Origin of the sequence: Peptoniphilus sp. HCN-40583, assembly GCF_037892835.1 — a bacterium.
Classification (GTDB): domain Bacteria; phylum Bacillota; class Clostridia; order Tissierellales; family Peptoniphilaceae; genus Aedoeadaptatus; species Aedoeadaptatus rachelemmaiella.
This window is the reverse complement of record NZ_JBBKBU010000020.1, coordinates 1-24713: the sequence shown is the minus strand read 5'-3', so window position 1 is coordinate 24713 and position 24713 is coordinate 1. Positions and strand designations below refer to the sequence as shown.

Annotated in this window: 24 protein-coding genes; 4 read left to right on the top strand and 20 right to left on the bottom strand. The window is 33.1% G+C overall.

Annotated elements, in window-relative coordinates; translation table 11 throughout:
* Positions 1-35: 35 nt before the first annotated feature.
* The 6 genes from WKT05_RS07185 to WKT05_RS07160 all read right to left on the bottom strand — a co-directional run bounded on the left by WKT05_RS07185 (position 36) and on the right by WKT05_RS07160 (position 5312).
* Positions 36-1376, bottom strand: a complete 1341-nt coding sequence (locus tag WKT05_RS07185) for a butyryl-CoA:acetate CoA-transferase (RefSeq protein ID WP_340413537.1) — start codon at positions 1374-1376, stop codon at positions 36-38.
* A gap of 177 nt (positions 1377-1553) precedes the next feature.
* Positions 1554-2357 (bottom strand): nitrilase-related carbon-nitrogen hydrolase, encoded by an 804-nt coding sequence (locus WKT05_RS07180; RefSeq protein ID WP_340413536.1) that lies wholly within the window; start codon positions 2355-2357, stop codon positions 1554-1556.
* A gap of 285 nt (positions 2358-2642) precedes the next feature.
* The gene (locus tag WKT05_RS07175) at positions 2643-3878 is read right to left on the bottom strand and encodes a site-specific integrase (protein WP_282924700.1); all 1236 of its coding nucleotides are present in this window, start codon (positions 3876-3878) and stop codon (positions 2643-2645) included.
* A 47-nt stretch (positions 3879-3925) separates the two neighbouring features.
* Positions 3926-4093, bottom strand: coding sequence for a hypothetical protein (locus WKT05_RS07170; RefSeq protein WP_033626172.1), 168 nt, complete (start codon positions 4091-4093; stop codon positions 3926-3928).
* Positions 4094-4184: 91 nt separating this feature from the next.
* Complete coding sequence (locus WKT05_RS07165) at positions 4185-4376, bottom strand: DUF6462 family protein (RefSeq protein ID WP_019035163.1); 192 nt, start codon at positions 4374-4376, stop codon at positions 4185-4187.
* Positions 4377-4838: 462 nt separating this feature from the next.
* Positions 4839-5312, bottom strand: coding sequence for a sigma-70 family RNA polymerase sigma factor (locus WKT05_RS07160; protein ID WP_110058332.1), 474 nt, complete (start codon positions 5310-5312; stop codon positions 4839-4841).
* 287 nt (positions 5313-5599) lie between these two features.
* Here WKT05_RS07160 and WKT05_RS07155 point away from each other — a divergent pair, with 287 nt between their 5' ends.
* Together WKT05_RS07155 and WKT05_RS07150 are read left to right on the top strand one after the other, a co-directional pair.
* Complete coding sequence (locus tag WKT05_RS07155) at positions 5600-6001, top strand: helix-turn-helix domain-containing protein (RefSeq protein WP_170111624.1); 402 nt, start codon at positions 5600-5602, stop codon at positions 5999-6001.
* On the top strand, positions 6001-6468 hold the full coding sequence (locus tag WKT05_RS07150) for a conjugal transfer protein (protein WP_110058331.1): 468 nt from the start codon (positions 6001-6003) through the stop codon (positions 6466-6468). Before WKT05_RS07155 ends, WKT05_RS07150 begins: the two co-directional genes overlap by 1 nt.
* Before the next feature lie 81 nt (positions 6469-6549).
* Here the strand turns inward: WKT05_RS07150 and WKT05_RS07145 are convergent, their stop codons facing one another.
* From WKT05_RS07145 to WKT05_RS07115, 7 genes are all read right to left on the bottom strand, one after another.
* Complete coding sequence (locus tag WKT05_RS07145; RefSeq protein ID WP_110058330.1) at positions 6550-8280, bottom strand: ATP-binding cassette domain-containing protein; 1731 nt, start codon at positions 8278-8280, stop codon at positions 6550-6552.
* Between the two features lie 15 nt (positions 8281-8295).
* Positions 8296-9504 (bottom strand): hypothetical protein, encoded by a 1209-nt coding sequence (locus WKT05_RS07140; protein ID WP_340413535.1) that lies wholly within the window; start codon positions 9502-9504, stop codon positions 8296-8298.
* A complete protein-coding gene (locus WKT05_RS07135) occupies positions 9504-10376 on the bottom strand; it encodes an ATP-binding cassette domain-containing protein (protein ID WP_282924703.1) in 873 nt (290 codons plus the stop codon). The genes WKT05_RS07140 and WKT05_RS07135 overlap by 1 nt, the downstream gene beginning before the upstream one ends.
* A gap of 86 nt (positions 10377-10462) precedes the next feature.
* Entirely contained in the window at positions 10463-10684 is a 222-nt protein-coding gene (locus WKT05_RS07130) for an Apre_1838 family putative sactipeptide bacteriocin (protein ID WP_019035150.1), read from the bottom strand.
* 53 nt (positions 10685-10737) lie between these two features.
* The gene (locus WKT05_RS07125; protein WP_285044477.1) at positions 10738-12276 is read right to left on the bottom strand and encodes a radical SAM protein; all 1539 of its coding nucleotides are present in this window, start codon (positions 12274-12276) and stop codon (positions 10738-10740) included.
* Positions 12277-12387: 111 nt separating this feature from the next.
* Entirely contained in the window at positions 12388-13515 is a 1128-nt protein-coding gene (locus WKT05_RS07120; RefSeq protein WP_285044476.1) for a sensor histidine kinase, read from the bottom strand.
* Positions 13508-14185, bottom strand: a complete 678-nt coding sequence (locus tag WKT05_RS07115; protein WP_101540589.1) for a response regulator transcription factor — start codon at positions 14183-14185, stop codon at positions 13508-13510. Before WKT05_RS07115 ends, WKT05_RS07120 begins: the two co-directional genes overlap by 8 nt.
* Before the next feature lie 249 nt (positions 14186-14434).
* Between WKT05_RS07115 and WKT05_RS07110 the strand changes: the two genes are divergently transcribed.
* Both WKT05_RS07110 and WKT05_RS07105 read left to right on the top strand, forming a co-directional pair.
* Entirely contained in the window at positions 14435-14803 is a 369-nt protein-coding gene (locus tag WKT05_RS07110; RefSeq protein ID WP_101540588.1) for a plasmid mobilization protein, read from the top strand.
* Positions 14803-16158: a relaxase/mobilization nuclease domain-containing protein gene (locus WKT05_RS07105; RefSeq protein ID WP_110058326.1), complete on the top strand. Its 1356-nt coding sequence runs from the start codon at positions 14803-14805 to the stop codon at positions 16156-16158. Before WKT05_RS07110 ends, WKT05_RS07105 begins: the two co-directional genes overlap by 1 nt.
* A 665-nt stretch (positions 16159-16823) precedes the next feature.
* On the opposite strand, the gene WKT05_RS07100 is transcribed toward WKT05_RS07105, so the two are convergent.
* From WKT05_RS07100 to WKT05_RS07070, 7 genes are all read right to left on the bottom strand, one after another.
* A complete protein-coding gene (locus WKT05_RS07100; protein ID WP_285044414.1) occupies positions 16824-17180 on the bottom strand; it encodes a TetR/AcrR family transcriptional regulator in 357 nt (118 codons plus the stop codon).
* A 279-nt stretch (positions 17181-17459) separates the two neighbouring features.
* Positions 17460-18797 (bottom strand): MATE family efflux transporter, encoded by a 1338-nt coding sequence (locus WKT05_RS07095; RefSeq protein WP_110058323.1) that lies wholly within the window; start codon positions 18795-18797, stop codon positions 17460-17462.
* A 12-nt stretch (positions 18798-18809) separates the two neighbouring features.
* Positions 18810-20546, bottom strand: a complete 1737-nt coding sequence (locus WKT05_RS07090) for an ABC transporter ATP-binding protein (RefSeq protein ID WP_110058322.1) — start codon at positions 20544-20546, stop codon at positions 18810-18812.
* Positions 20546-22261 (bottom strand): ABC transporter ATP-binding protein, encoded by a 1716-nt coding sequence (locus WKT05_RS07085; protein ID WP_110058321.1) that lies wholly within the window; start codon positions 22259-22261, stop codon positions 20546-20548. The genes WKT05_RS07090 and WKT05_RS07085 overlap by 1 nt, the downstream gene beginning before the upstream one ends.
* On the bottom strand, positions 22262-23722 hold the full coding sequence (locus tag WKT05_RS07080) for an ABC transporter ATP-binding protein (RefSeq protein WP_101540582.1): 1461 nt from the start codon (positions 23720-23722) through the stop codon (positions 22262-22264). It abuts the gene before it with no gap.
* Positions 23719-24405: an energy-coupling factor transporter transmembrane component T family protein gene (locus WKT05_RS07075; RefSeq protein ID WP_101540581.1), complete on the bottom strand. Its 687-nt coding sequence runs from the start codon at positions 24403-24405 to the stop codon at positions 23719-23721. The genes WKT05_RS07080 and WKT05_RS07075 overlap by 4 nt, the downstream gene beginning before the upstream one ends.
* A partial coding sequence (locus WKT05_RS07070; protein ID WP_340413534.1) for an MptD family putative ECF transporter S component occupies positions 24402-24713 on the bottom strand: 312 nt, incomplete at its 5' end. The genes WKT05_RS07070 and WKT05_RS07075, both read right to left, overlap by 4 nt.

Sequence of the window (24713 nt, the reverse complement as noted above, 5' to 3'; positions counted from 1 at the left end):
CCTCACAAAAAAAGCCGACCGCAGTCGGCTCTTTCCTATCGTTTGTTGCTTCTGCGCCAAATACCCATTTCTTCAGCACTCTTAATGAGTTCATCTCTGAAGTCGGGATGTGCTAAGTTAATGAGTCCTTCGGCTCTTTCCCAGGTGCTGCGGCCTTTGACATTGAAGATGCCGTATTCCGTACAGATCATGTGGGTGTTGGGGCGTGCCACGGTAATGGCGGAACCTGTTTGGAAATTGGGGAGAATCCGGGAGACGGTTTCGCCTTGTTTGTTGGTAAAGGTGGAGCTTAAGCAGATAATGCTCTTGCCGCCTTTAGCCAGGTAAGCGCCTAAGGCGAAGTCTAATTGACCGCCGGCGCCGGAGATGTGGCGAAGGCCGGTGGATTCGGAGGATACTTGTCCCCACAGGTCCACGTTCAATGCGTTGTTAATGGAAATAAAGTTGTCGATTTCTGCGACGACGGCGGCGCTGTTGGTGTATTCAACCGGTGCAGCCATACATTCCGGGTTTTCGTCCAGGTAGTCGTATAATTCCTTGCTGCCTGCAGCGAAGGCGTAGACTTGACGGTATTTGTCGATGGTTTTCTTGGAGCCGTTGACTTTCCCTTTTTTCGCCATGTCCACAAAGGAATCGACATACATTTCGGAGTGAACGCCCAGGTCTTTTAAGTCGCTGTCTGCAATCAATGCGCCGACGGCGTTGGGCATCCCGCCGATCCCTAATTGAAGGGTGGCGCCGTTGGGAATTTCATCGACGATGAATTCAGCTACTTTTTTGTCGACATCGCCGTAACCCGAAGCGGGGAGTTCCACGGGAGCAATGGATCCCGCTTCAACGATGTAGTCGACATTGTCGATGTGGATTTCCGATTCGCATTTACCCGGGCAGTAGGGGAATGCTTCGTTGACTTCCACGATGACGGTTTTGGCTTTTTCCAAAATGGCCATTTGGTGAGATGTATTCAAACCGAAGTTGAAGTAACCATGTTTGTCCATGGGGGTGGTCATGACGACGGCGACGTCGACGTCCACTTCATCTCTGTAATATTTCGGAAGTTCCGAATAACGCAGGGGAATGTAGAATGCGCCGGGGCCTGCATTAATGGCTTTTCTCTCGGGTCCGCCTGCATGCCAGGAGTTCCAGGTAAAATGTTTGCCTTCCGGGTCTACTTTAAGTACTTCAGGTGCGGCGAATGCTAAACCGCCGTAAACCAATACGTCTTCTAATTCATCGACGCGTTTTGCCAGTTCTTTGTCCACTGCTTGACTGATCCCTGCAGCCCAGCCAAGTTCTACACGGTCGCCGGATTTTACCTTGGCGGCGGCCTCTTTTGCGGAAATCAATTTTTCACTGTATTTCTTTGAATAGTCCATGATAGTCCTCCCTGGTTTTTGATCATAAAAACGTTCGCTTGTTTAATAATACACGATATTGTATTGTTTTTCAATTTAAACTTGCCCAAGTTTGTTATTTTTTTATAAAACTTTTTTCGGTGCATGAAAAAAAGCCCTCATCTTTTTCGGATGAAGGCGTTTCATTTTCCTCGGTGCTTACAGGCCGTGTTTTCGGTATAAATCCCCTCGTCGGTCGTTTAAAAAGTGTTGCCAGCGCCGGGCTTCGTCGAGGTGCTTTTTTTCGAAGACGGCGGAATAAATTCCCTCGTCGCTTGCGCCATAGACCAAGAGATCCCCTCTCGGGCTGACCAGGCCGCTGCCGCCGCTTCGCATATTCCCCGCCTTGTCGGATTTGCAAATGCCCGCCGCGGCGACATAGCATTGGTTTTCGATGGCCCGACTGCGAATCACAAGACGCATGTGTTCCAGCCACTTAGCGGGCCAGGCAAAGGCAGCAAACATAATGTCCACGCCTTTTAAAGCGTAGCAGCGAATGTATTCGGGAAAATCCATGTCGTAGCAAATGGCCACGCCGCAGGGGATGCCGTCGATGGTCATAAAGCCCGGCCCGTTCCCCGCCGCGTAAAATTCCTGTTCGATGCCCGCCTGATACAAATGGGCCTTGTCGTAGACCAACACCTCTTCCCCGGCACGGTCGAAGACGTGGCAGGTGTTGTAGAGCTTATTCTCCCGCACTTCCGCCACGCTGCCGCCAACGATATTCACCTTGTATGCCTTCGCCAGGCGAGATAAGAGGGCCCGGGTTCTGTCGCCGTTTTTGTCCGCCCCGTCGAAATGGGTGGAGGGGGATGAAAACAGATTCCACTTTTCCGGCAGAAGAATCACGTCGGGCGCATCTTCCGCCGCCCGGCGAATCCACGCTTCCATGTAGCCGAAAGGATCCCGCCTTGCCATTCGCTCGTCGATTTGAACGCTGCTAACCTTTAAACGCCAGTCCATGTTTTCTCTCCTCGTCTGTCACTGAAAAAAGACCTTGCGTCAGCAAGGCCTTTGGTTTATTCTTCGTCGTTTTCGTCCCACGATTCGCTTTCCCCTTCGCCTAAGGGTTTCATGGTTGGGAAAAATAGTTTCTCGGATAACGTACCATTCCTTAAAGTTCCAGTTTATCCCATAATATAGCCATTTAGTAAAAGTATTGTCCAGTGCCATTGCTTAGTATTAATGAAGATTTTGTTGTCTTTTTTGTTGTCCTTAGTTTTTGTGTGGTCTTTCGAAATTCATGATTTAAAACACATCTAGATTCCTGGCTAACGCCTCCATGGATTCTTGCAATTTCCCATCATTTACTTCAGCATATATATCCATTGTAGTTTCTACACTAGCATGTCCCATAATTTGTTGAATAACTTTTATATTCGTCTCGTTTTCACAAAATCTTGAGCAAAATGTATGCCTCAAATGATGGCAGGAAAAGTGAGGAATTAACAAAGGTTCTCTTTTTTCCTTTTTTGCCTTTACTATCTCTTCTGCATTGTATGACTCATATATCCTTCTTATAGCTCTATTAATTGATGCTGGATTGTGAATCATTCCAAAACGATTTATAAAGATAAATCCAGTCATCCCATCTACCACTACCGGACAAAAACCTTCTTTTTTTCTTTTATCATATTCTTCCTTCAAGACTTCATACACTGGCTCCATCATCGGTATAACTCTTATTCCTGCTTCCGTTTTAGGTAAAGATACCTTAAACTCGCACTTATAAGTATCTTTTTTTCTTGGATAATAAGTCATACTATGATTAATGTCTATAGTCCTATTTTCAAAATCTACATCAGACCATCTAAGTCCAACTACTTCTCCTATCCTACATCCCGTACCTAATAAAACTGTAAAGATTAAGTTCCAGTTGTTATATACTGGGCTTTCTGCAATATAATTCATAAAAGCCCTTTGTTGCTCTACTGTTAAAGCATGCCTGGTTTTCTTTTTGTCCTTACTTTTCTTTTTTATTTCAGCCATAACGCCATCGCTGGGATTATTTCTAATGATTTCATCTCTAACCGCTAACTGAAAGGTAGGATGTAAAATTGTATGAATCGTTTCTAATGAGTTGATTTGTAAACCCTTATTATTGATAAGGTCATAATAAAAATAAAGAACATCGGAATATTTTATGTCTCCAATTTTATTTTCACCAAACCCATCTCTTATGAATCTATCATACATATAGACATAGTTTGTATAAGTGGTTTCTCTTAGTTCTGTTTTTGTAGAAATATATCTATCAAATACAAAATTAAGTTTTGCTTTGCCAGCAACATATACATCTAGACCATCTAACTGGTCTTTGAAGAGAATTGCCTCACGTTCACGAAGTTTTTTTAGATCCTTTGCATAGATAAATTTTCTTTTTCCATATATGTCTTTATAAGAATATGAATATCTATTGTCACTTTCTCTATAAGTTTCGCCCTTCCTTAAAGCTCTTCCTTTATTATCTTTTCTAGCTACCATTCATGATCTCCTTCCTTTTGAAAAGAGATTTCATGCAAAATGCCAGTTTATTGTTCTTTGTACAATAAAGTCAAACCTTTTTTTACTGCTTGAGTAAGGGATAAATTATGAGATTTTATATACTTCTTCAGTTCCAAGTATTCTTCTTCTGTAAATCTTACTGTAACTCGTTTCGTACTTGGATTTTTAATTTTTGGTCTTCCTGTTTTTACCAAGTTTTCCTCCTTTTCTATTCTCATAACTTATCTATATTATACTTTTTGTCCGACACTTTGTCAATCATAAACCCCCTTTCCAAATTATCTTTTATATACCTGGTAACCTGAATGTTTCTAAGTATTCATTTAGTATTTCACAGTTTACAAGAACAATTTTATTTAGCTTATAGACAGCTCCCGCTTCTTTTGCTAATTCTTCAAATTTACTTTGACTCATTGAATAAAGTTCTGCACCTTCTTTATATCTAACAAACTTTTTATCATTATGTTTATTTTTCACGAAAGCCTCCTTATTTTATTAAATTAAATATAAGTTTTTTGACATTGACAGGCGTGTAGGCCACGACATTGGAATTTCACCACCGCCCCTTTTCTAGATGGGCCGGCAACAACTTTAGAAGTATCATTATCCCTACTTGTATCAAAGCATCAGTTGCCAAAGCTGAATCTATAATCTCTTTTATCGCTCGTTTCCTTTTATCCTTCTGGTATCAGCAGAGTATTCATTTAAACCGAGTTCTACCTCAGCAGAAAAGTCTTGGCGAAAATCTTATAAGGCTCCACAAGTAGTTAACGTCCTGTATTGGTCTATTAAGTTGTCATGGTTCAATTTATGTTTAAAGGAAAGTAAAATTTACCCCCTTATATATAGGGACAGAAAAGAGTGGTTTGATAACCAAATTTATAAAGATATTTAAATAAAAAATAATCCCCATTTTTTTCATGGGGATTGTTTCTAAACTTACATAAATGTTGTCATTAAATCTTTTAAGAGAGTCCTTAATTTGTCAAAAACCTTATGTTTTCTTTTATTAACTGCTACTTGAGAAATTCCTAAGATTTTTCCTATCTCTCTTTCAGTCAATTCTTTTTCTATAAGAAGTTTAATTAGCCTTAATTCTTCTTTATCTAGCTCTGAAAACGATTCTTTGACCCTCAAAATTTCTTCATTCTTCAAGATTTTTTCTTCTATATTGGATGTCTTATCTTCTAAACTTTCAATGTAGTCTTCCTGCGGGCTTCCATTTTGTTCACTACTCTTTAGCATATAGTTTGACGATGAGTAAACACCATACCTTCTTTCTTGTCTTAATATTCTTTGTTCAGCCTTTCTTGCTTCTTCAAAAATTTCCTTTATATTATCAGGAAGTTCCACTTCTTTACCCTCTATATAGTATTTTCCATGGTAATATCCATTTTTATTATTCGTATTCATTTTTCCTCCTTCAGGCCTTGATATTAGTAATTGTTATCAATAGATAGCTTGAGGAGGGCCTCTGATATATGACATACTCACTTCCCTTTTAGCAAAAAAAAGATAGACTCGTCGCCTATCTTTTAGAAAGTGATGCATGCCCTTGACAGCTTTTCTAAACGCTTCTGCGTCGAGCTGCATATAAACTTGCTTTTAATTCATGTTTTTTTATATTTTTATAGCTTTTACTTCATATTTTTATTATAATAGAAGTTATTATTTATTTAAATGGTAAGAGGAGAGGTATTTTGAAATTCCACGAAAAGATTAAATTATTGAGATCTGAAAAGGGATTGACCCAAGAGGAACTTTCTAAACGGCTAAGGGTATCTAACAGAAGTTATATTTCTTGGGAAAAAGGGGAAAGTATTCCTAGGGACTTAAGGGTTTATTTAGAACTCACAAAGGTGTTTTCTGTTTCATTGGATTATTTGTTGTTAGGTATTTCGAATGATGATGATATAGAAAAGGCAATTCAGGCAAAAGAATCTGTTACTAAAGGATTAGATGCCGTTTCTGATTTGTATTTTGTTTTTAAAGCAAATAATCTCTCTATGAAAGAGAGATTATTTTTGGAGGAAAAAGTTGAAAAAATGTATCTGAATATTAAATTGATAAATTATAAGTTTGAGAAAGAAGGTGAATTTTAATGTTTTTAGTTTATTTATTGTTGGTTGCATTGCCAATTTTATACTTTTTCTTTTGGCTTACTGTTGGTATGTCTATTGCTAAATTTGCTGTTTTTGCTTTAGATAAATTAGTGATCTTTGTTTTTATTGCTTATCTTGTGCATAATCATTTCTCCATCATTCATAGTTCTGGTTACTTTGTTTATTTCTGGGATATATTGTCAGGACTTGTTGCGGCTGCTGTCTATACCTTTATATTCAATAAAATTTATTCATTATTTCCGCTGTTAGGCAGTATACTAAATTTTATCATCTCTTATCTAGGAGTAATGACTGTATATTGTCTTCTGATTGTTGCTATACGAGGTGGAGATAAATATTTTATTCCACTCTTGAATAATGAAACACTTAATAACATTGTTAATTATATTTTGATTGGTGTTCTTGCAATATTCCCCTGGAGAAAAAGAGAAGAGTGTTTAGAATAGTTATCTCGCAATAATCACCAATTCTCCAAGTATGATTCGAAGTGTTTCATCAATCTTGCTTTTATTTTTTATCATTATATATTATACAGTAAGTTTCTTATATGCAGAAGTATCTTTTATATCTTCATATAGCCCTTGATTCACTATTCTTCCTTTTTCCATAAAGACATACCATGGATCATATTTTTTTATGTTTTCAACCCTGTGAGTAACTAATATCAATATTTTATCTTTAGCTATATCATTAATCAAAGAAAAAATTTCTTTTTCAATTATTGGATCAAGTGCTGAGGTTGGTTCATCTAATATTACAATGTCCGCATCTCTGAATAATACTCTTGCTAGTGCTATTCTTTGCCATTGGCCCTTTGACAATTCTCTACCTCCAAACCAGCATCCCATTTGTGTGTCTAGTCTATGTTCAAAACTATCCACTACATCACTCAACCCTACTTTGTTTATAGCTCTACTGATTTTTTTACTATTATTTATATGACTTATCTTTGAAAAAGCAATATTTTCCCTTAGAGAAAGCTCGTATTGGTTGAAATCTTGAAATATTACAGTAATTTTTTCTCTATAATTGTTTTTATTAATTTTTCTTAACGACATACCATTAACAAAAATCTCTCCTTCAAAATCATCATATAAACCAGCTAATATTTTGATTAATGTGCTTTTGCCAGAACCATTTGTTCCTAAAATTACAATTGGTCTGTCCTTTTTTATATTTAAATCTATATTAGATAAATCTTTTTTTAACCCATTATATCCAAATGATAAGTTTTTAATTTCTATGCTAGCTATTTTTTTGTAAACTAGATTCTTTCCTTTGCAAACATTGCCAACATTTGTGTCTAGAAATTCATAATAATTGTCCACATATAATTTGCTCTTATATATTTCTGTGATGCTAGAAAGTAGATTGTTGAGTTTGTTCTCAATTAAATCTAATGAATAAATATATCCCATTATGTTACCAATTTTTCCATTATTATTGATAGATTTGATAATAACTGTAACTATCAAAAATACTTTGATTGTAATTTCTAAAATCGAAACTAATATATTTTTTGTAATGTGCAATTTTAATATAGATTTATTGGTGTTCTTTACAATGTCTTTGTGCCTTTTAAACTTTTCTATTAAATAGTTAGCAATATTAAAGCTGATGATTTCTTTGATAGCAATATTATTTGTCAATAAATAGCTAAAATAATCACTCTTCCTTTGATGCTTAATATTTTCTTTTTCTTTATCATAAGCATATTTTCCAATCTTAATACTTGAAATAGTAGAAAATATTGGAATTATAATGATAACCCCTAAAAGATAACTATCTATAGACCTAACAGCAAAAATAACTGAAATCATTGAGATTATACTTTCAACCAGCTGCAAAAAATTAAAATAGATATCTTGAACTTTTAATTTTCCTAAGCTATAGGCCTTTGTTATGGTAGTATATACATCTTCATTTTCAAAATCTTTAAGGTCTAAGGTTGAACATTTTATTAAGTATTCATTATCCAAGTTATAATCGAGATTAATAGCAATCATTTGATTAGTGTAAGATCTAATATTTTGCACAATAATAATTATCAGATTAACGCTGATAAACAACATTATGTTTTTACTTATACTCGTCCCTTTAATTATCGCATCTTGTATTCCATTTACTAATTGTTGGATTGAATAGACATTAATTCCAGAAATTATTCCAGAAATAATTATAATAATAAAGTTTAAAATAAATAAAAGTTTAGAGTTGCTAAATACTGTTGCTAGTGACCTACAAAGTGTCTTTATCATATCATTTACACATCATTATCTATTTAATTTGACCGTTAAATAGTCATATATAATTAATTGTACTAATCCAAATATTAACATGACATAAGGCAACCACATTACCAACCCTAAATGGATATAGTTAGGAAATGGTAGTTGGAAAAACACTTGGCTTATACCACAGGGACTTAGGTTCATAATATATTGAATTAATTTTGATTCTGGCCTTATGAAAATAGCTAGTAATCCATAAATTACAAAACTTGATATCATAATCGTTAAAGCTATTTTTGATTTCTTTGATTTTGAAGAGACCAGCATGGCTAAAGATCCCAAAGCTAAACTACCAATAAATCCCCCAATTATTTGAATTAGAATAACCTTTTTATAAGTTAAATTTCCTGGAGAAAAAGCCATGTCAATTTGGAAGCTTGTCTTTAATCCATCTCCACCTAATGCTAGATATACTATAGCTAAATATGAAAGCATCATTAAAAGATAGATTAGTGCATTGAAAATAGTGCCTGCTATTAGTTTAGAAGAGTGAAACTTCTTTTGTCCTAAAGCTGTCCTTGCCACAATCTCATACAATCCATTTTCCTTCGTCTCTGTAAAAATTGTGGCGGAAACAAAGATAATAAGAATGAGACAGATAATGATCAGCATAGAAAGCCATTCAATGCTGTCTCCCCAAACATTGTGATTAATCCCCATAACAAAGGGTTTGTCTACTTTCTCCTCCATCTTCCAAATTTTCTCAACTATTTTTTGATCCTTTATATCATCCGTATATTTCTTAAGCATATCTTGACGAAGACTATAGTAGTCTCTGGCATATTCAATAGGTATGTCTACATCATCCCATTTTACGATGGTCATTTTATCTTTAATGGGAAAGCGTAAAGAGTCCATAGGACCTATTAAACTTTCTATTTCTAGAAGTTTTTTTGTTATGTTTCTTTTTTCTTTCTCTGAGTCCCAAGTGCTGTTAAAGATATCCCTAGCCATCATAAGCTTATCTTCTGTTATCTCTCCTGCAATCTCTTTATCATATTCATTAATAAGTTCAATGGCTTCTTTGCCTTTTACAATTTGTATGCTTCCATCTTCTAAAACTTTATCTGCACTGACTCCCTTTAAAAAGAAGAAAGCCGTTACTATGCCTATTCCTAGTACAAATACTAAAAAGAGCAGATTGATCTTTTTACAAAATATGTTTTTTAATTCCAATTTTAAAGTTTTCATTATCTGCCCCCTTCTATTGTCCATAGATAAAAATCATTCAGTTCAGGCTCTTTATAAACGGAATTGTTCGTTAATTTTTCTTTTCCAACATATCGAATGTGATTTCGACTATTATCTTCTCTATCAAGATTTGTAGTAACACCACCCATGGATTGAATTAATTTTTCTCCATGTGTTATCTGTTCATTATTTAAATAATCTTCCCATACACATCCATCTAAAGACTTAATAGCTTCCTTATAGCTAATATCTTGTAAAATTCTTCCTGCTTTAATAATTAAAAGATGATCTACAATGTACTCAATATCCGATATTATATGAGTTGAAATAATAATGGATTTATCTCTAGATTTTCTTGAAATAAACTCTTTAAGATTTCTTCTCTCGCTTATATCTAAGCCACTTGATGGTTCATCTAGGATAATAAAACTTGGGTTTCCCAATAAAGCTTGAGCTATACCCACTCTTTGCAAAGTTCCCCCTGAAAGGTCTCCAATCCTATTTTGAATGTATTCACTTAGGTTTAAATCTTGACAAAGCTCTTGAATGTTTGCTTTTATCTTTTCATCCTTAATCCCTTTATATACAGCTATATATCGTAAATAATCAAATACTTTCATTTCTTTTGGTGCTCTGAAATTTTGAGGAAGATAGCCTAAAGTAGAGAAAAAGCTCTCCTGGCTATTATTTTCATTTTCATAAATAATTTTTCCTGAACTTTCTTTTACCTCCCCAATCATAATTTTCATTAAGGTGCTTTTACCTGCCCCATTAGCTCCTAACAAACCATAGATTCCATGTCCTATTTCCGTATTTATCTCTTTTAAGACTGTCTTTTTACCGTATTGTTTTGATATTTTTTTTAAATTCATATTTTCACCTAAAAATATCAGCAAGCAATAGCAAAAAATTTTGATAATGGCTTGCTGATATCTGTTTTTTTCCTATTAAGTTACAACTACTCTATATCTCCAGATCCTCTTATAGTCCAAAATGATTTTTTTGAATTATTAGCACTATATTTAGTAGAAGAACAAGAACATCCGCACTTGAAACACTTGTCTGTACCTCTTGCTGTAGCGTACGCTTTTTCTCCTGAACACATACAAGCCATTGGAGTTGCACCGCCATTGTCAAAAACTTCGCTAGGTTTTCTTCCTAATGGATTTACTAGTTTCATTGTCTCACCTCCTCATATTTTAGTTTTTCCAATTACAATTTATGATTATTGACTTAACTAAAGTCATAATCATCCAATATTGATAAAGCTTCTGAATTTAATTCTAAGATTTTATGATATAATTCAAGATTTTTTTCTATATATATCCTATTCATTATGCACTTACTGTGCCTTAATTTTAGATTTATACCTTCATGATCATAACAATTCATATAGCACATCCCACATAAATGCACCGCCCAACAATCATTGCAATATGGAATAGTTTGCTCACAATAATCTGTTACATAATGTTTTTTTATTTTGCCTAAATCTAAACCTTCATAAACATTTCCTATGTCTGGTGCTTCTCCAAGTTTCTCGCATATTAAATATTCTCCTTTTGTTGTAACATACACCCTTCTTGCTCCTGGAACACAACATCCGCACATATAATAAGACTCCATAGGACTATCAAATAACAACCTTCGATGTATCATTGCTAGCTCTTTAATAACATTATCCTTGGCTATTATTTTTGATGTAATATTCTCATTTTCACTAGGACTTGCCCAGTCAAATAACGGATCAAAGTATCCTTTGATTTTTTTACTGTTGCAAATTATTTCTTCTTCAATAGGACTATCGATACCTAAATAATCCATTTCTTTATCCTTGGTTGCAACAAAAGAAGATGTGAAGACTACATCACTTGGTAACCATTCTTGACTTTCAAAATAATGCTCTATACTGTTCAAGTCATGTTCATGATATTCTGGTAAAACTGAATTTATTCCTAAAGATAATTTACTTCCATTTTTGCTAAATTCATTTATAATCAGTTTTGCTCCCCTTACAGCATCATCAAATGTTCCCTTGCCATCACCATAAACTCTGTATTTATCATTCATATATTTAGGACCATCCAAACTTATGGTAATATGTATTCTTTCTCCTAACCTTGAAAAATAGTTAGCCATATCTCTATCCACTAGTGTTCCGTTAGTGGTCAAAGCGTAAGATATATTTTTTCCCTTAATTGTTTCACAATAATCTATACATTGTTTCAATAAATCAAACTTTAAAAGTGGCTCGCCGCCATAAAAGCTTACAAAAATCACCTTTTCATCTTGACTGTGTTCGATTAAATCATCTATTGCTAATTTTGCGACTTCAAAAGTCATATCATGATTTCCAAATTCTCTATATCCACCCTGCCCTTCCTGATAAATGCAATACTTACATCTCATATTACACTTTTCAGTTAATTCAAGAGTGATTTGAGCCCTGTTTCTAAGTAGTTGATTTTCCAAATCGCTAATCTGAACTCCTATATAAGAATTTAATTCTGGAGCTAGTAATATATTTTCGTTAATAATAGATTCGTAAACGTCTGATTTCGACTGACTACTAATTTTTACAGCTTCATCCCATTTATTATCAAGAATTAAATTTAATAAATCAAATACTTCAGGCTCGACTAGAAATATTTTCCCAGTACCTAAGTCATAAAAATATTTTTTATTATTGCTTTCAAAGCAGCGGCCTAATCGTTTATAGTTCCTACATTGAATTTTACTTTTAATTTTATCCAATATGTCTTCCTTTATCATTGCTGCCTCCTAATATAAAAAATCTCCATGCTTGTTATAAATTATTATATAACTTTGCATGAAGACGTTTGTTCATAAATCCGCAAGAAAAAATGAATATTTTATGAAGTTTTAGTAGTCGCAAGATATTAAATTTGGTAGGAAAATTTTTATTATAAAGTTTCCACCTTGATATTCTGCTTTAATTGTACCACCCATATTTTCAATTATAGCTTTACTAATAGCTAAACCTAGACCACTTCCGCCTATATTGGGATTTCTAGATTGGTCTACTCTATAAAATCTATTAAACACTCTACTTAAATCTTTTTCAGAAATATATTCAGATTTATTTGATATCTCTATATTCAGTAATCCATCAGTAATTTTTGCTTTAATTTTAATAGTCGAAAATTCTTTTGTATACTTCACTGCATTAGTAATAATATTTACTAATGCTTTCGCCAGTTCTTCTAGATTTGCTATTATTCTAATACTATCATCCACATTTATATCAATAATTAGACCTTTGTTTGAGTACTCTGGATATAATTCGTCTGAAATTTGATCTAAGAATAATTTTAAATTCTCTTCTTTTTTAGATTTGTTTTTATGTTCAAAATTATATTTTGAGATATAAAATAAATCTTCTAGTTGTGATTGTACTTCGTAAGATTTTTCTAACAAAGTGTTTATATATTTATCACGTGATTTTTCAGACATATCATTATCATTTTTTATAAGAGTCAAGAATCCTATGATTGATGATAAGGGTGTTCTAATATCGTGTGCAAAATCAGCAATCATTTCATCTTTAATTAAGTAATTGTTACTATATCTATTTACTATTAAGTATTTTGTGCTCAATTCAGTAAGAGCTTCATAGAACTCCTCTCTTTTATCTTCTTCTGACAAATCTATATGATTAATATAACATTTCATAATCCTTATACAATTTTTTTCAATATTTAATTTTGTGTTCTTTTCTATAAAATAGCCTGTTATTATATATGTTAAAACTAATATAATAATAATTAGGCAAATAAAAATTAAAATATCAGATTTTAGCTTACCCCATAAAAGAATTCCACTAATTCCTTCAATATTATCATTAACATAAGAATCCTTCATATATATGCTTATAAATTTATTTCCTAATTCAAATGATGCTGTATAATTAATCGCTTTCAAAATAATAATTATTATTGACATTACAAAGATAATTATTGCTAATTTTTTTAACCATTTTTTCTTATTCAATTTTATACCCTACTCCCCATATAGTTTTTAAAAAACTACAATCCTCTCCTAATTGTTTTATTTTTGTTCTTATGTTTCTAATATGCACACTCACAGTATTTGAGTCTTTTTCAAGATACTCTTCCCCCCATACACTTTCAAAAATATTTTCAGAGGAAATAACTTGGTTTGTTTTCTCCATCAATATCTTCATGATTTTAAACTCTACAGGAGTAAGACAAAGACAATGATTATTGATTGAAAATTCATGAGTGGATTCATTTATGTTTAAATTTCTATAAGTGATTGATTGTAGCACGTTTTCGTGAACTTCTTTATTCATCAAATGAATTTTTAACCTTTGTACCAATTCGGCTATGTCAAAAGGTTTTTTTACATAATCACTTGCTCCAGAATATAATCCTGTCAAAACGTCATTTTGTTCTGTTTTAGCTGTAAGTAAGATAATAGGATAGTCATATTTTTCTTTTAAAATTTTTAGAATAGATAGTCCGTCTACTTGTGGCATCATGATGTCCAAAATAAGGCCATCTACAGGATTTCTTAATAGATATTCCAATCCTTTTTTCGAATCTACAAAAGATACAACTTCATAATCTTCACGTACTAAACAGGCTGTTAGAAGTTCAACGATTGAAATATCATCATCTATAATCGCTATTTTACTCATTGTTAATCACCGCCAAAATTTTTTCTTGCTTATTATTAGTTACAATTATACTATTTTTCAATTTGTTTTTAAACATGATTTGTTAACTGGTAATATAAAAGAAAAGATATTATAATCTAATATAGCTGAGGATTGAAAAAAAACAGTCACATTTAAAAGCAGAGCAGCCAAATCTATGGTTGCTCTGTTTTCTTTTACTATAGAAATTTAAGAATTAAAAAAACAACTAATTTATAAGGAGATGATTATATGACAAATCGAGAAAGACCTAATGGTATTTATATCATGCTATCAGATGAAGAAAAAGAAATTTTGAATGAAAAATATAAGTTGTCAGAATGTAAATCCCTAAGACAATTTATTTTAAAATGTATCCTAGAAAAAGAGATATTTGTTTTGGATATGAATCCTTTTAGAGAAATGTCTTCTTCTATAGGTAGGACTACGGGATCAATTAATCAAATTGCTAAACGCACAAATCAAACTGGTATGATTTATAAAGAGGATATAGACGACTTAAAGAAATTACTTAAAGAGCAAAATAAAATGATTATAGAGATGAGAAAGAAACTCTTCAATACCTCTTTCCCTTCCACTAAATCTTTGGAGGAAAAATAATGGCGGTTACAAAAATACACCCTATTAAATCCACCCTTAATTTGGCCTTGGATTATATAATGGATAAAGATAAAACAGATGAACAAATTTTAATCTCTTCTTTTTTGTGCAATCCTGATACTGCTCATTTAGAATTTGAGCAGACTAGAGCTGAGTGTAATTCAAAAACAAAAGTCCTAGCAAGACATTTAATACAAGCTTTTCTTCCTGGTGAAGTTACACCAGATCTTGCTCATGAAATTGGAATACAACTTTGTGAAGAAATTTTAAAAGGAGAATATGAATATGTTCTAACCACTCACATTGATAAGGGCCATATTCATAATCATATACTTTTTAGTAATGTCAATTTCAAAACTGGCAAGGCCTATCAAAGTAATAAGAAGTCTTATCACCAAATTAGAAATATAAGTGATGAGCTATGTGAAAAATATCATCTCAGTGTTATTGATGAAGAGTATAGACAGTTTAAAAAGCTTTACTCTACCAAAGGTAAATCATATAAGGAGTATATGGAATTTAAGAAAGGTAATTCCTGGAAATATAAATTACAAGTAGCTATAGATAAGGCTGTTTTAATGTCAAACTCTTATGACAATTTTTTAAAGATTATGGAGTCATTCAACTACGAAATTAAGTTTGGGAAATATATCTCTTTTAAGCACAAAAATCAAACTAGATTTACCAGATCAAAAACCATTGGACCTGATTATACCGAAGAAGAAATCAAAAAGCGTATCAAGAGTCTTGATAAAAATAAAATTCATAATTCAACTTATAATCTTGAAAAGAAATCTTTAAGACATAGAAACCTAGTAAGCATAAATAAAAATCCCAAAGTTAAAAAGTCTATAGGCTATGAAGTATGGGCTAATAGATTTAATATGAAACTTACTGCTGAAACATTAAATGAACTTAGAAAAAATAATATTAAGGACTATTCCGAATTAGAAAGTCTTATCCAAAATCAAGCGTCAGAGAGACAAAATACCTTAATAGAAATCAAAAAAATTGAAAAGGAAATGGATGATATTAAAGAAGTAGTAGAAGAACTCCATCTCTTAAAAATTTACAAAAAAACTTATGATGCCTACCAGTCTGATCCCAACGATAAAGATTTTTATGAAACCTATAAATATCAAATTACCTTATATGAAAAGGCTTATAAAAATTTATTAGAAAAGGGGATAGTTAATTTTAATATCCATTCTCTTTCAGAAAGGTCTAAAAAATTATCTTCAGACAAGTCTAAAAAGATGAAGGATTATGAAGTGCTAAACGCTAAAATAAACGAATGCTATTCTTTAAAGAAGACTATTGAACAATATCAGGAAATAAATAAGGAAAGGTTCTGAAGCATCTTTTACTAATCTCTCATTTGTAGCAAGCACAGTAAGTGCATATGCACTTACGAAAAAATAAACTTGGCAAGAAAAAATTCTCTGCCAAGTTTTATTAATTTTTGGGATTCTCCCAAACCCTATTCGTATAATTTCTAAACACTTAGTCTTTTATGATATATTATTTTTCACTAATAAAATTGTAATGCAAGGCTTAATTCTGTTATTAATATTGCTAAGTTTTTCCTTACAATTATCATCCTTCGAATATTGTTATATTTTTAAAAATTTCCCAAAAGTATGAATATTTATAGTAAAACAAAATTCCTTATCTCAGCGTAGCTAACTATTCATTATCTAATATCTTGAAAATCACAAACAAATTATCGGTTTATTTAATATAATTATTCATTTGCATTGTTGGAATGCTCAATCAATAAAACTCTCTACGAAAAGTAACAAAGTATAGAAAAAATAAAACGTTGTTATAGAAAACTACTTCTCAGAAGTTTTTTAATTTTCTACTTTTTTTAAATAGAGTTCCAAGCTATTCAAAACGCATTTTTTTTCTATAAAAGTTAATCTATCATCTAAAATTTCACATCCAAGCAGAGTAGAATTGATTAAATATATAGGAAAGTTAAAAACTCCTTCTGAAAGAGTTTTATTGCTTTTCTTTCTTATATATATTCTCTAAGCTTTTGAATTGTCTTCTTTTTTAATTCATAAAACAATTTTTTTAATTTTTCGCTTTCATTAAGTTCACACAAAAACATCGTGTATATTGGAATGTAGGCGATATCTTCTAGTACCTTCTCGGCAATAATTTCTGCCAGCCTTTTAGGCTCCATGGTATTTTTGTTGACGCTTAATAGTTCATCTAAATAATCTTCTAGTTTCTTGTAGTCTTCTTCGATGATGTCATATAAGATTTCATCTGTACTTTTATAATGATGATATATGCCACCAGTAGAAAGTCTTGAATCGTTCATAATATCGGTGATTACAGTATTTTTAAATCCCTTTTCTACAAACATTTTTTCGAAGCTTCACAGATTTTTCGTTTTTTTGTACTTTTATCTAGTCTTCTTTTTTTCATATCTGCCTCTTCTTCTTTCTTATTTAAAATAAAACTTGGCTGAAAAAACTCTCTGCCAAGTTCTATTGATTTTAATATTTTCAGAAAATTTATCTATCTTAAACTCTCGTTCTTTTGCAATCTATCACCTTTTTACCTGCCAAAACTAACACAAGTCCCAATGCCGTTATTCCTATCATAAGATTTTTTCTTGTCATTATTTCCTCCTCAGTTATTACTATTCCTGTTGAAGCTTTGCTACTGTTTTTTTATATCTCCAAACGCCTAATACAAAAACAATAAAGTCTGTGATTGGCTCGGCTAACCATACACCTGTAAGTCCAAGCAATTTAGGAAGTATAAAGATTGCAGGCACAAACAATATGATTTGTCTCAGCATAACGAGTAGCCCTGCTGATTTTCCATCTCCTATAGCTTGGAAAAATGTAATACACATAATCATAATTCCGTAGGTTATATAGACACTATAGAAAATTCTAAAACTTGGTATACCTTGGATTAAAGTTTGTCCCTCTATCCCAAATAATCCTAGAAGCTTTTCTGAAAATATTAAGGACGGTATCCAAAACAAAGCTGCTAATACTACTGAACTTAGAGAGAATACCTTAAATACTCTTTTTACCCTATCATAGTTTTTAGCTCCAATGTTCGCTCCTATCGCTGGTTGTAAACCTTGGCTCATACCCCATAATGGGATAAATGAGAAAGAGAATACTCTAAGAGATGCGGCCATAATTGATCCAGCACTTTCCCCACCATTTGCAAAAGCGGAATTATATAAAAGAGTCTGTTGTATGATAGATAATACCTGCATTAACATTGCAGATACTCCAATAGCAAACATCTCTTTATAAAGTGTTCTATCCGCTTTTATTCCCTTTATCTGTACAATCTTACTTTTCTTTTTAAAGTGGAAAATTGTCATTATGGCTTGGAGTATTTGTGCAGTAACCGTAGCAATTGCTGCTCCTTCTATTCCTTTATCACCCATTGCTTTCATGAGAATAGGGTCTAATATAATGTTTATTAAAGCTCCTGTTCCCATTATTATCATGGCATCTTTCATCAATCCTTCACCACGAATAACCATATTAGAAGCTTGTGTAAAGTTGACAAAGAATGAGCCTATGAAAATAATTTTCATATACCTTACTGCAAGAGCCTGTATGTCTGGTGTTGCTCCCATAATAGAGAGTAACTGGTCGGTAAATACAAGTCCCAGTACAGTAACAATGGCTGATAATAAAACCACCCAAAACAAGAGATTATTCATTATCTTATCTATTGTTTGTTGATCTTTACGTCCAATAGCTCTGGACAGTATTGATGCAGAACCAACTCCTATCAGCGTAGATATACCCGAGTTAATAAAGGTCATAGGCATAGCTATGCCGACTGCTGTCATTGCTTGATTTCCTAGAATTTGTCCCGCAAAAATCCCATCCATTAAGGGATATAAGCCAATAATCACCATACCTATAATGGCAGGGACTGAAAGCTCCAACATAAGCTTAAAGGGTTTTTCTTTTAATAATTTATCTTCTTTTTCCTTCATTAGGTCACTCTCCTAATTATTCAATTTCCAACTTTCAGATACCTTCTTGGCTTTAATCAAGTCTTTATAGAGTCCACCATATGCCATAAGAGTTTCATGGTCTCCTCGTTCGACAATATTGCCTTGATTTAAGACCAGAATTTGATCCGCATTTCTAATGGTTTTTAGTCTGTGGGCAATCATAATAACGGTCTTATCTTTTGTTAAAGACTCTATGGCTTCTTTTAACTTGTCTTCGTTTTCTGGGTCAATGTTGGCTGTAGCTTCGTCAAAGATAATAATTGGTGCATCTTTTAGCATAGCTCTGGCGATGGATATTCTTTGCTTTTCACCACCTGATAGACTTGCTCCACCTTCTCCAATCATGGTTTGATAACCTTGAGGAAGTGTCATAATGAGGTCGTGGCATTGTGCTTTTTTAGCTGCTTCAATGATTTCATCTTTCGTTGCATCTTGTTTGCCAAATTTAATATTGTTTTCGATGGTATCTTCAAAGAGATAGACATTTTGGAACACCATAGAAATATTGTTCATTAAGTTTTCAATGGTGTAGTCTTTGATATTCTTACCACCAATGCTAATTTGTCCAGAATCTACATCCCAGAAACGAGCAATGAGGTTGCAGAAGGTCGTTTTACCTGAACCAGATGGTCCAACAATAGCCGTCATTGTATTTTCTTTGATTGCACAAGACACATTTTTAAGAATCGGTCTTTGGTCATAGGAGAAAGATACGTCTTTAAATTCAATATTGTGATTTTGAATGGGTGTGCGTTCTGTTCCCTCTTTCATGTCTGGAATTTCATTGACAAAATCTACGGAATCTATAGCATTTTCTGCTGCCCTTAAAATGGCCATATTTGAACCTGCTCCAACTAAGCCTTCAAAGATGATAAAGCTGGCAATAATCATAAGGATGGTTTCTGCCAATGGCAAGTCTCCAGCTAAATTCAATTTGATAGAAAGATAAGTCATAGCAACGGTTGTAATGCCCATAACGATTCTTTGTGTAACAATATAGGGCTGAACACTTTTTTCAAGCTTCAATAAAAGAGATGAGGTGTCCTTAATCGATTTTTCAAGCTTTCTATTGTTTGTACCTGCTAAATTATAGGACTTAATCACCTGCATGCCTTGAATGGCTGCTAAAACTTGCTTTGTTAATTCTGTTTGTGTTTCGGTCATCTTCTTTGCATTTTTTGTAGACTTCTTTTCCATTAGAGAAGTTACAATGAAGAACACAATAACACCAACCACCGCCACAAGACCAATCTTTTGATTGAAAATGAAAGTACCGAGGACAAATATCAAGGTGTTGAGAATGCCACCGAGTACTAAAACCAAAAGCATAGGAATCCATTGTTCCGCCTGACTTAAGCTTGTTGTTGCGATGGTTGTTAATCTGCCAAGACTGTAGCTTGAGAAAAATCCCATCGGTACTTTTTTAATCTTTTCCCCAATTTCAATTCTCTTATGAGCAGCCATAAAATAGCCCGCATGGGTTTGATTCATTTGTGAAATCTTTTGTGTAGCAATTTTCCCAATCAGTGAAACAAGTAATATACCTAAACAAATCCAAATAGTTTGTGTACTTACCCTTTGGCTGAATATAGCAATCAGCATATAGTAAATGGCACCAAATTGAAGGGCATTAAAGATAGCATGGAAGAAGCCTGCAATAATGGATCTTCGGATATAACCTTGTTCTTCTTGGGAAAAATTCCATATCTTTTTAAATACTTTAATCATTATTCTTCCCCCTTTCGACTTGCTTCGACCATTTGTTTGTACACTTCAGATTTTTGAACCAGTTCTTCTTGGGTGCCAAAGCTGTCCAGTTTTCCGTCTTTGATGACAAAAATTCGGTCGGAATCTGTAATCGTTTTTAACCTATGAGCAATGATAAGAAGGGTTTTACCTTTAACTAGGTTTCTAATGGCCTCTTGAATAACCGCTTCATTTTCTGGGTCAATATAGGAAGTGGCTTCATCTAAGATAACGATAGGAGCATCTTTAAGCATTGCTCTTGCAATAGATATTCTTTGTCTTTCTCCACCAGATAAGTGTCCTCCACCTTCCCCAACGATGGTGTCATAACCATCAGTTAGGTTTATAATAAAGTCATGGCAACCTGATTTCTTGGCAATTTCTTCTACTTCTTTATCACTTGCATCTTTTCTACCTGTACGTATATTTTCTCTTACAGACATATCAAAGAGGAAGTTGTCTTGAGATACATAGGAAATTAATGAAGAGAGTTTTTCTAGTGACATATCTCTTGTTTCCACACCACCTATTTTTATTATCCCTTTGTCCACATTCCAGAATCCTGCAATCAGTTTTGCCAAAGTAGATTTGCCCGAACCAGACGGCCCAACGAGAGCTGAAGTGCTTCCTTCTTCAATTTTTAAAGAGATATCATCAATGACTTTCTTTTCTCCATCATAGGAGAAGTCTACATTTTTAAGTTCAATGTCATATCCCTTGATCTCTTTGCTTTGCTCCCTGTTTTCTAACTCTCTGGAGTCTAATATCTTTCCAATTTCTCCTGTTATGGTTGATATTCTAGATAAGTCATCCATATAGTTCATAATCTTTACGATGCTTGATACTGTTGCAAAAGATAAGACAATCAAGGTGATTAAACTTGGTAGAGCAATGCTTCCATGAAGATAGAAAAGAATTCCAAAGGGAATAATGGTTAGAATACCCATAGGCGATAGTAATCGACCGATGGCCACCTTAGTCATGGTTTGACCCATCCAGTCATAATAAAACTGGGCGTTGTCATAAACTGCATCGGAATATTTCTCATATGAATTATCGCCTTGGTTAAAAGTTTTAATAACTTCAATCCCATTGATATATTCCACAATTGAGTTATTCATTCTTTGTCCAATAGCTACGGATTTTCCAAACATTTCCTTGTAACTATCATTCATAACACTCATCATAATGGACATGCCAATGACAAAGGGCACGAGTGATAAGAGAGCCAACCTCCAATCTAGGATAAACATGTAGACTAAGAGTACGACAGGTCCTACTAAATTAGCTGTAAACTCTGGCACTAGGTGGGCAAGGGATGTTTCCATGCTATCTACCTGTTCCACCATAATATTTTTTAATTCTCCAGATGATCTGGACATCACATCGCCCAAGGGCATCTTAAATAACTTGTTTGAAATGTCCCTTCTGATTTCTCCAAGTGCTTGGAATGTTGCTGTATGAGATATCATCGTAGAGACACATGAAGCAATCTCTTTAATGACAAACATTAGAAGAATCATTAAACATGTATTTAGATAATATTTTGTTGTTCCATTACCACCTATTAGGCTAACTATAATTTCGGCCATGTAAATGTAGGAAAAAAGGCTAGCAACCACGCCTATGATAGCTAGTAAAATGGAAGCGAAATAACTTCCCTTTCTTTTTTTTACATATTGCTTAATTAAGCCCATTTAAATAACCTCCTCATATAAGGATTCATTAGTTAAAAAATTTAATATGGCTTTTTCGTTACCATAAGTCTTAATCTTTTTAAATGAATCTTTATTTAACATTAAAATTGTGTTGCAAGTCTTAAATATAAGCTCTAGGTCATGCGTTATTATAATAACAGGGTGATATTTAGCGTAATCTCTTATTGATGTGGATATTTCCGCCATTCGTTTATAATCAAGCCCCGATGTTGGTTCATCTAAGATTATTACTTTTCTTTCACTCAAAAAAGAAGTCGCTAACGATAACCTTTGTTTCTCGCCTCCAGATAAGTTTTGTGGATGCTCCAATCTTTTATCCCATAAATCAATTTGCTCTAAATAATTTTTAACTTGCACTAGATAATTATCATCTTGTAATCTATTTTTTGGTATTAGTTCATTCTCCACTGTATCAAAGAATATTTGATAGTCTACATCTTGCATCATGTAATAAGCATTCTTTAGTCTTTCCCTTCTATAAGCCCCAAAGCTTATAGAACCTTTCGACTTAATTAAACCAGCTAAAGTTCTTGCTAACGTTGTTTTTCCAATGCCGTTCGCACCGACAATAGCCATGATTTCATTTCTATGCAATTCAAAGGAAAGATTCTCAATCAAAGTTCTTTTTCCTATAGATATATTTAATTTGTTAATCTCTTCAGTTTTTTCTTTAAAAGAGGTTGCATTCTCACTAACAAGATTTTCGTAATTAATACTCCTTAGGTTGTTTTCCTTACAATCTACTTCAGTTAATCTGCCCTTTCCAAATTCTTTAACTACTCTTCCGTTTTTCATATAAAGTAATCTGTCATAAAGGTCTCTTAAATAAAAAAGTCTATGCTCTACAATAACAAGCGTTTTTCCCATCTTCTTAAGATCTTTTATGATTTCCACAAATTGAGCAATGCCTTGGAAGTCTAAATTCGATGAGGGTTCATCAAAGAAAATAATCTTCGTGTCGTAAATTAATGTAGAAGCTATGGCAACTTTTTGTTTCTGCCCTCCTGATAGCTCTGATAGTTTTTTGTCCAGCAAATTATCTATTTTCATTTCTCGAAAGGCTTGTTTCGTTCTCTCCTTTAAAACTTCATACTCCATGCCAAGATTTTCACCTACAAAAGCGACTTCGTCTTCTGCAACAGTGGCAAAAAACTGATCACTAGGGTTTTGAAAAACATTACCAATATGCTTTGCAATTTCACCTTTTCTATAGTCTAGAATATTCTGGCCAAGAAGCTTAACTTCACCAATTAAATTACCGCCATAATGATGAGGGACAAGACCATTTAAAACTCTGGTGAGAGTAGTTTTTCCACAACCTGACAAACCTGTTATTACAACAAGTTCTCCTTCTTCAATATTTAAATTGATCTCCTTCAAGGTCTCTTTAGTATCGTTTTCGTATTTAAAACTTTTTATAGTTGCTTCTATTACTTTCATGTCAACCTCCATGCAATTAATATCCCTGTGAATATTCCTATGAAGACAAGGTCTATCAAACCAAATCTTATTGATCTATAGCTTGTTTTATCCCCTTCATACTCAATTCCTCGTGAAATAATTGAAGAAGTTAAGGTTTCACTTATATGGAGGCATTTGTAAATTAAAGGAATCAAGTATAATTCAAATGAATATACTGGTCGAAAAACACTTGCTCTAAATCCACGTACCTTCATGCCATTCTTAATTTCTTTCATTCTTAATCTCAGTTCACCTAAATATCTTAAGGCTGTCACAAGAGCAATGCTTATATTGTTAGTGACTTTTATTTTTCTTAAAGCACTCATTATTTTTAGGGGACTCGTTAAAATTAGGGCTAACCCTATATTGAATATAGGGTATAGCCTTAATCCTAATGCCAATAGAGCTATTAATGCATTTGTGGTTAGTCCTATATTGGTCATGGAAATTAATTTAACCAAGCCAATCATGACTAAATAGATAATAATCCTCTTGATAAATTCCTTAAAAGAGAAAAATAACAGTAAAGCAAAACTTGCAACTAAGATATAAAGAAACAACCTATCATTTACAAGAAAAATCAAGAATGATGTAAAAATTATTAAAACAAACAAAGTTATAGGATTTACATTATTTTCTTGGATTTTCTTAAAGCTTATCATTTCAAGATTGCCCCATCCGTTCTCTTTTCAAAGAATTTATTATTGATGTAGATTCCAAACTTACCAGCTAAAAATTCTAAAACGATATTACTAGCAACAGCTATCAAAATATTTTTAGTAGTGTAAAAATTAGCCATCCATTCTGCTTGTTCCCTACCAATTGAAGCTGCAAACTTTACAATTCCTTCAACACCTAAAATCTTGACAAATATGATTGGGTGCATAGCCACAATAAACATTCCAACTGTAAATGCTATTCCTACTTTTGTATTGGAAGAATAGTCTCCAGCTATAAGTTCAGATAAAAT

Bases quoted from the DNA above. Each gene is read 5' to 3' on its own strand.
- WKT05_RS07115 (WP_101540589.1), bottom strand. From the start codon at position 14,185: ATGAGTAAAATAGCGATTATAGATGATGATATTTCAATCGTTGAACTT.
- WKT05_RS07110 (WP_101540588.1), top strand. From the start codon at position 14,435: ATGACAAATCGAGAAAGACCTAATGGTATTTATATCATGCTATCAGAT.
- WKT05_RS07085 (WP_110058321.1), bottom strand. From the start codon at position 22,261: ATGGGCTTAATTAAGCAATATGTAAAAAAAAGAAAGGGAAGTTATTTC.
- WKT05_RS07100 (WP_285044414.1), bottom strand. From the start codon at position 17,180: ATGTTTGTAGAAAAGGGATTTAAAAATACTGTAATCACCGATATTATG.
- WKT05_RS07160 (WP_110058332.1), bottom strand. From the start codon at position 5,312: ATGAATACGAATAATAAAAATGGATATTACCATGGAAAATACTATATA.
- WKT05_RS07080 (WP_101540582.1), bottom strand. From the start codon at position 23,722: ATGAAAGTAATAGAAGCAACTATAAAAAGTTTTAAATACGAAAACGAT.
- WKT05_RS07130 (WP_019035150.1), bottom strand. From the start codon at position 10,684: ATGAAACTAGTAAATCCATTAGGAAGAAAACCTAGCGAAGTTTTTGAC.
- WKT05_RS07095 (WP_110058323.1), bottom strand. From the start codon at position 18,797: ATGAAGGAAAAAGAAGATAAATTATTAAAAGAAAAACCCTTTAAGCTT.
- WKT05_RS07075 (WP_101540581.1), bottom strand. From the start codon at position 24,405: ATGATAAGCTTTAAGAAAATCCAAGAAAATAATGTAAATCCTATAACT.
- WKT05_RS07150 (WP_110058331.1), top strand. From the start codon at position 6,001: ATGTTTTTAGTTTATTTATTGTTGGTTGCATTGCCAATTTTATACTTT.
- WKT05_RS07180 (WP_340413536.1), bottom strand. From the start codon at position 2,357: ATGGACTGGCGTTTAAAGGTTAGCAGCGTTCAAATCGACGAGCGAATG.
- WKT05_RS07175 (WP_282924700.1), bottom strand. From the start codon at position 3,878: ATGGTAGCTAGAAAAGATAATAAAGGAAGAGCTTTAAGGAAGGGCGAA.
- WKT05_RS07135 (WP_282924703.1), bottom strand. From the start codon at position 10,376: ATGAATTTAAAAAAAATATCAAAACAATACGGTAAAAAGACAGTCTTA.
- WKT05_RS07125 (WP_285044477.1), bottom strand. From the start codon at position 12,276: ATGATAAAGGAAGACATATTGGATAAAATTAAAAGTAAAATTCAATGT.
- WKT05_RS07185 (WP_340413537.1), bottom strand. From the start codon at position 1,376: ATGGACTATTCAAAGAAATACAGTGAAAAATTGATTTCCGCAAAAGAG.
- WKT05_RS07090 (WP_110058322.1), bottom strand. From the start codon at position 20,546: ATGATTAAAGTATTTAAAAAGATATGGAATTTTTCCCAAGAAGAACAA.
- WKT05_RS07105 (WP_110058326.1), top strand. From the start codon at position 14,803: ATGGCGGTTACAAAAATACACCCTATTAAATCCACCCTTAATTTGGCC.
- WKT05_RS07140 (WP_340413535.1), bottom strand. From the start codon at position 9,504: ATGAAAACTTTAAAATTGGAATTAAAAAACATATTTTGTAAAAAGATC.
- WKT05_RS07145 (WP_110058330.1), bottom strand. From the start codon at position 8,280: ATGATAAAGACACTTTGTAGGTCACTAGCAACAGTATTTAGCAACTCT.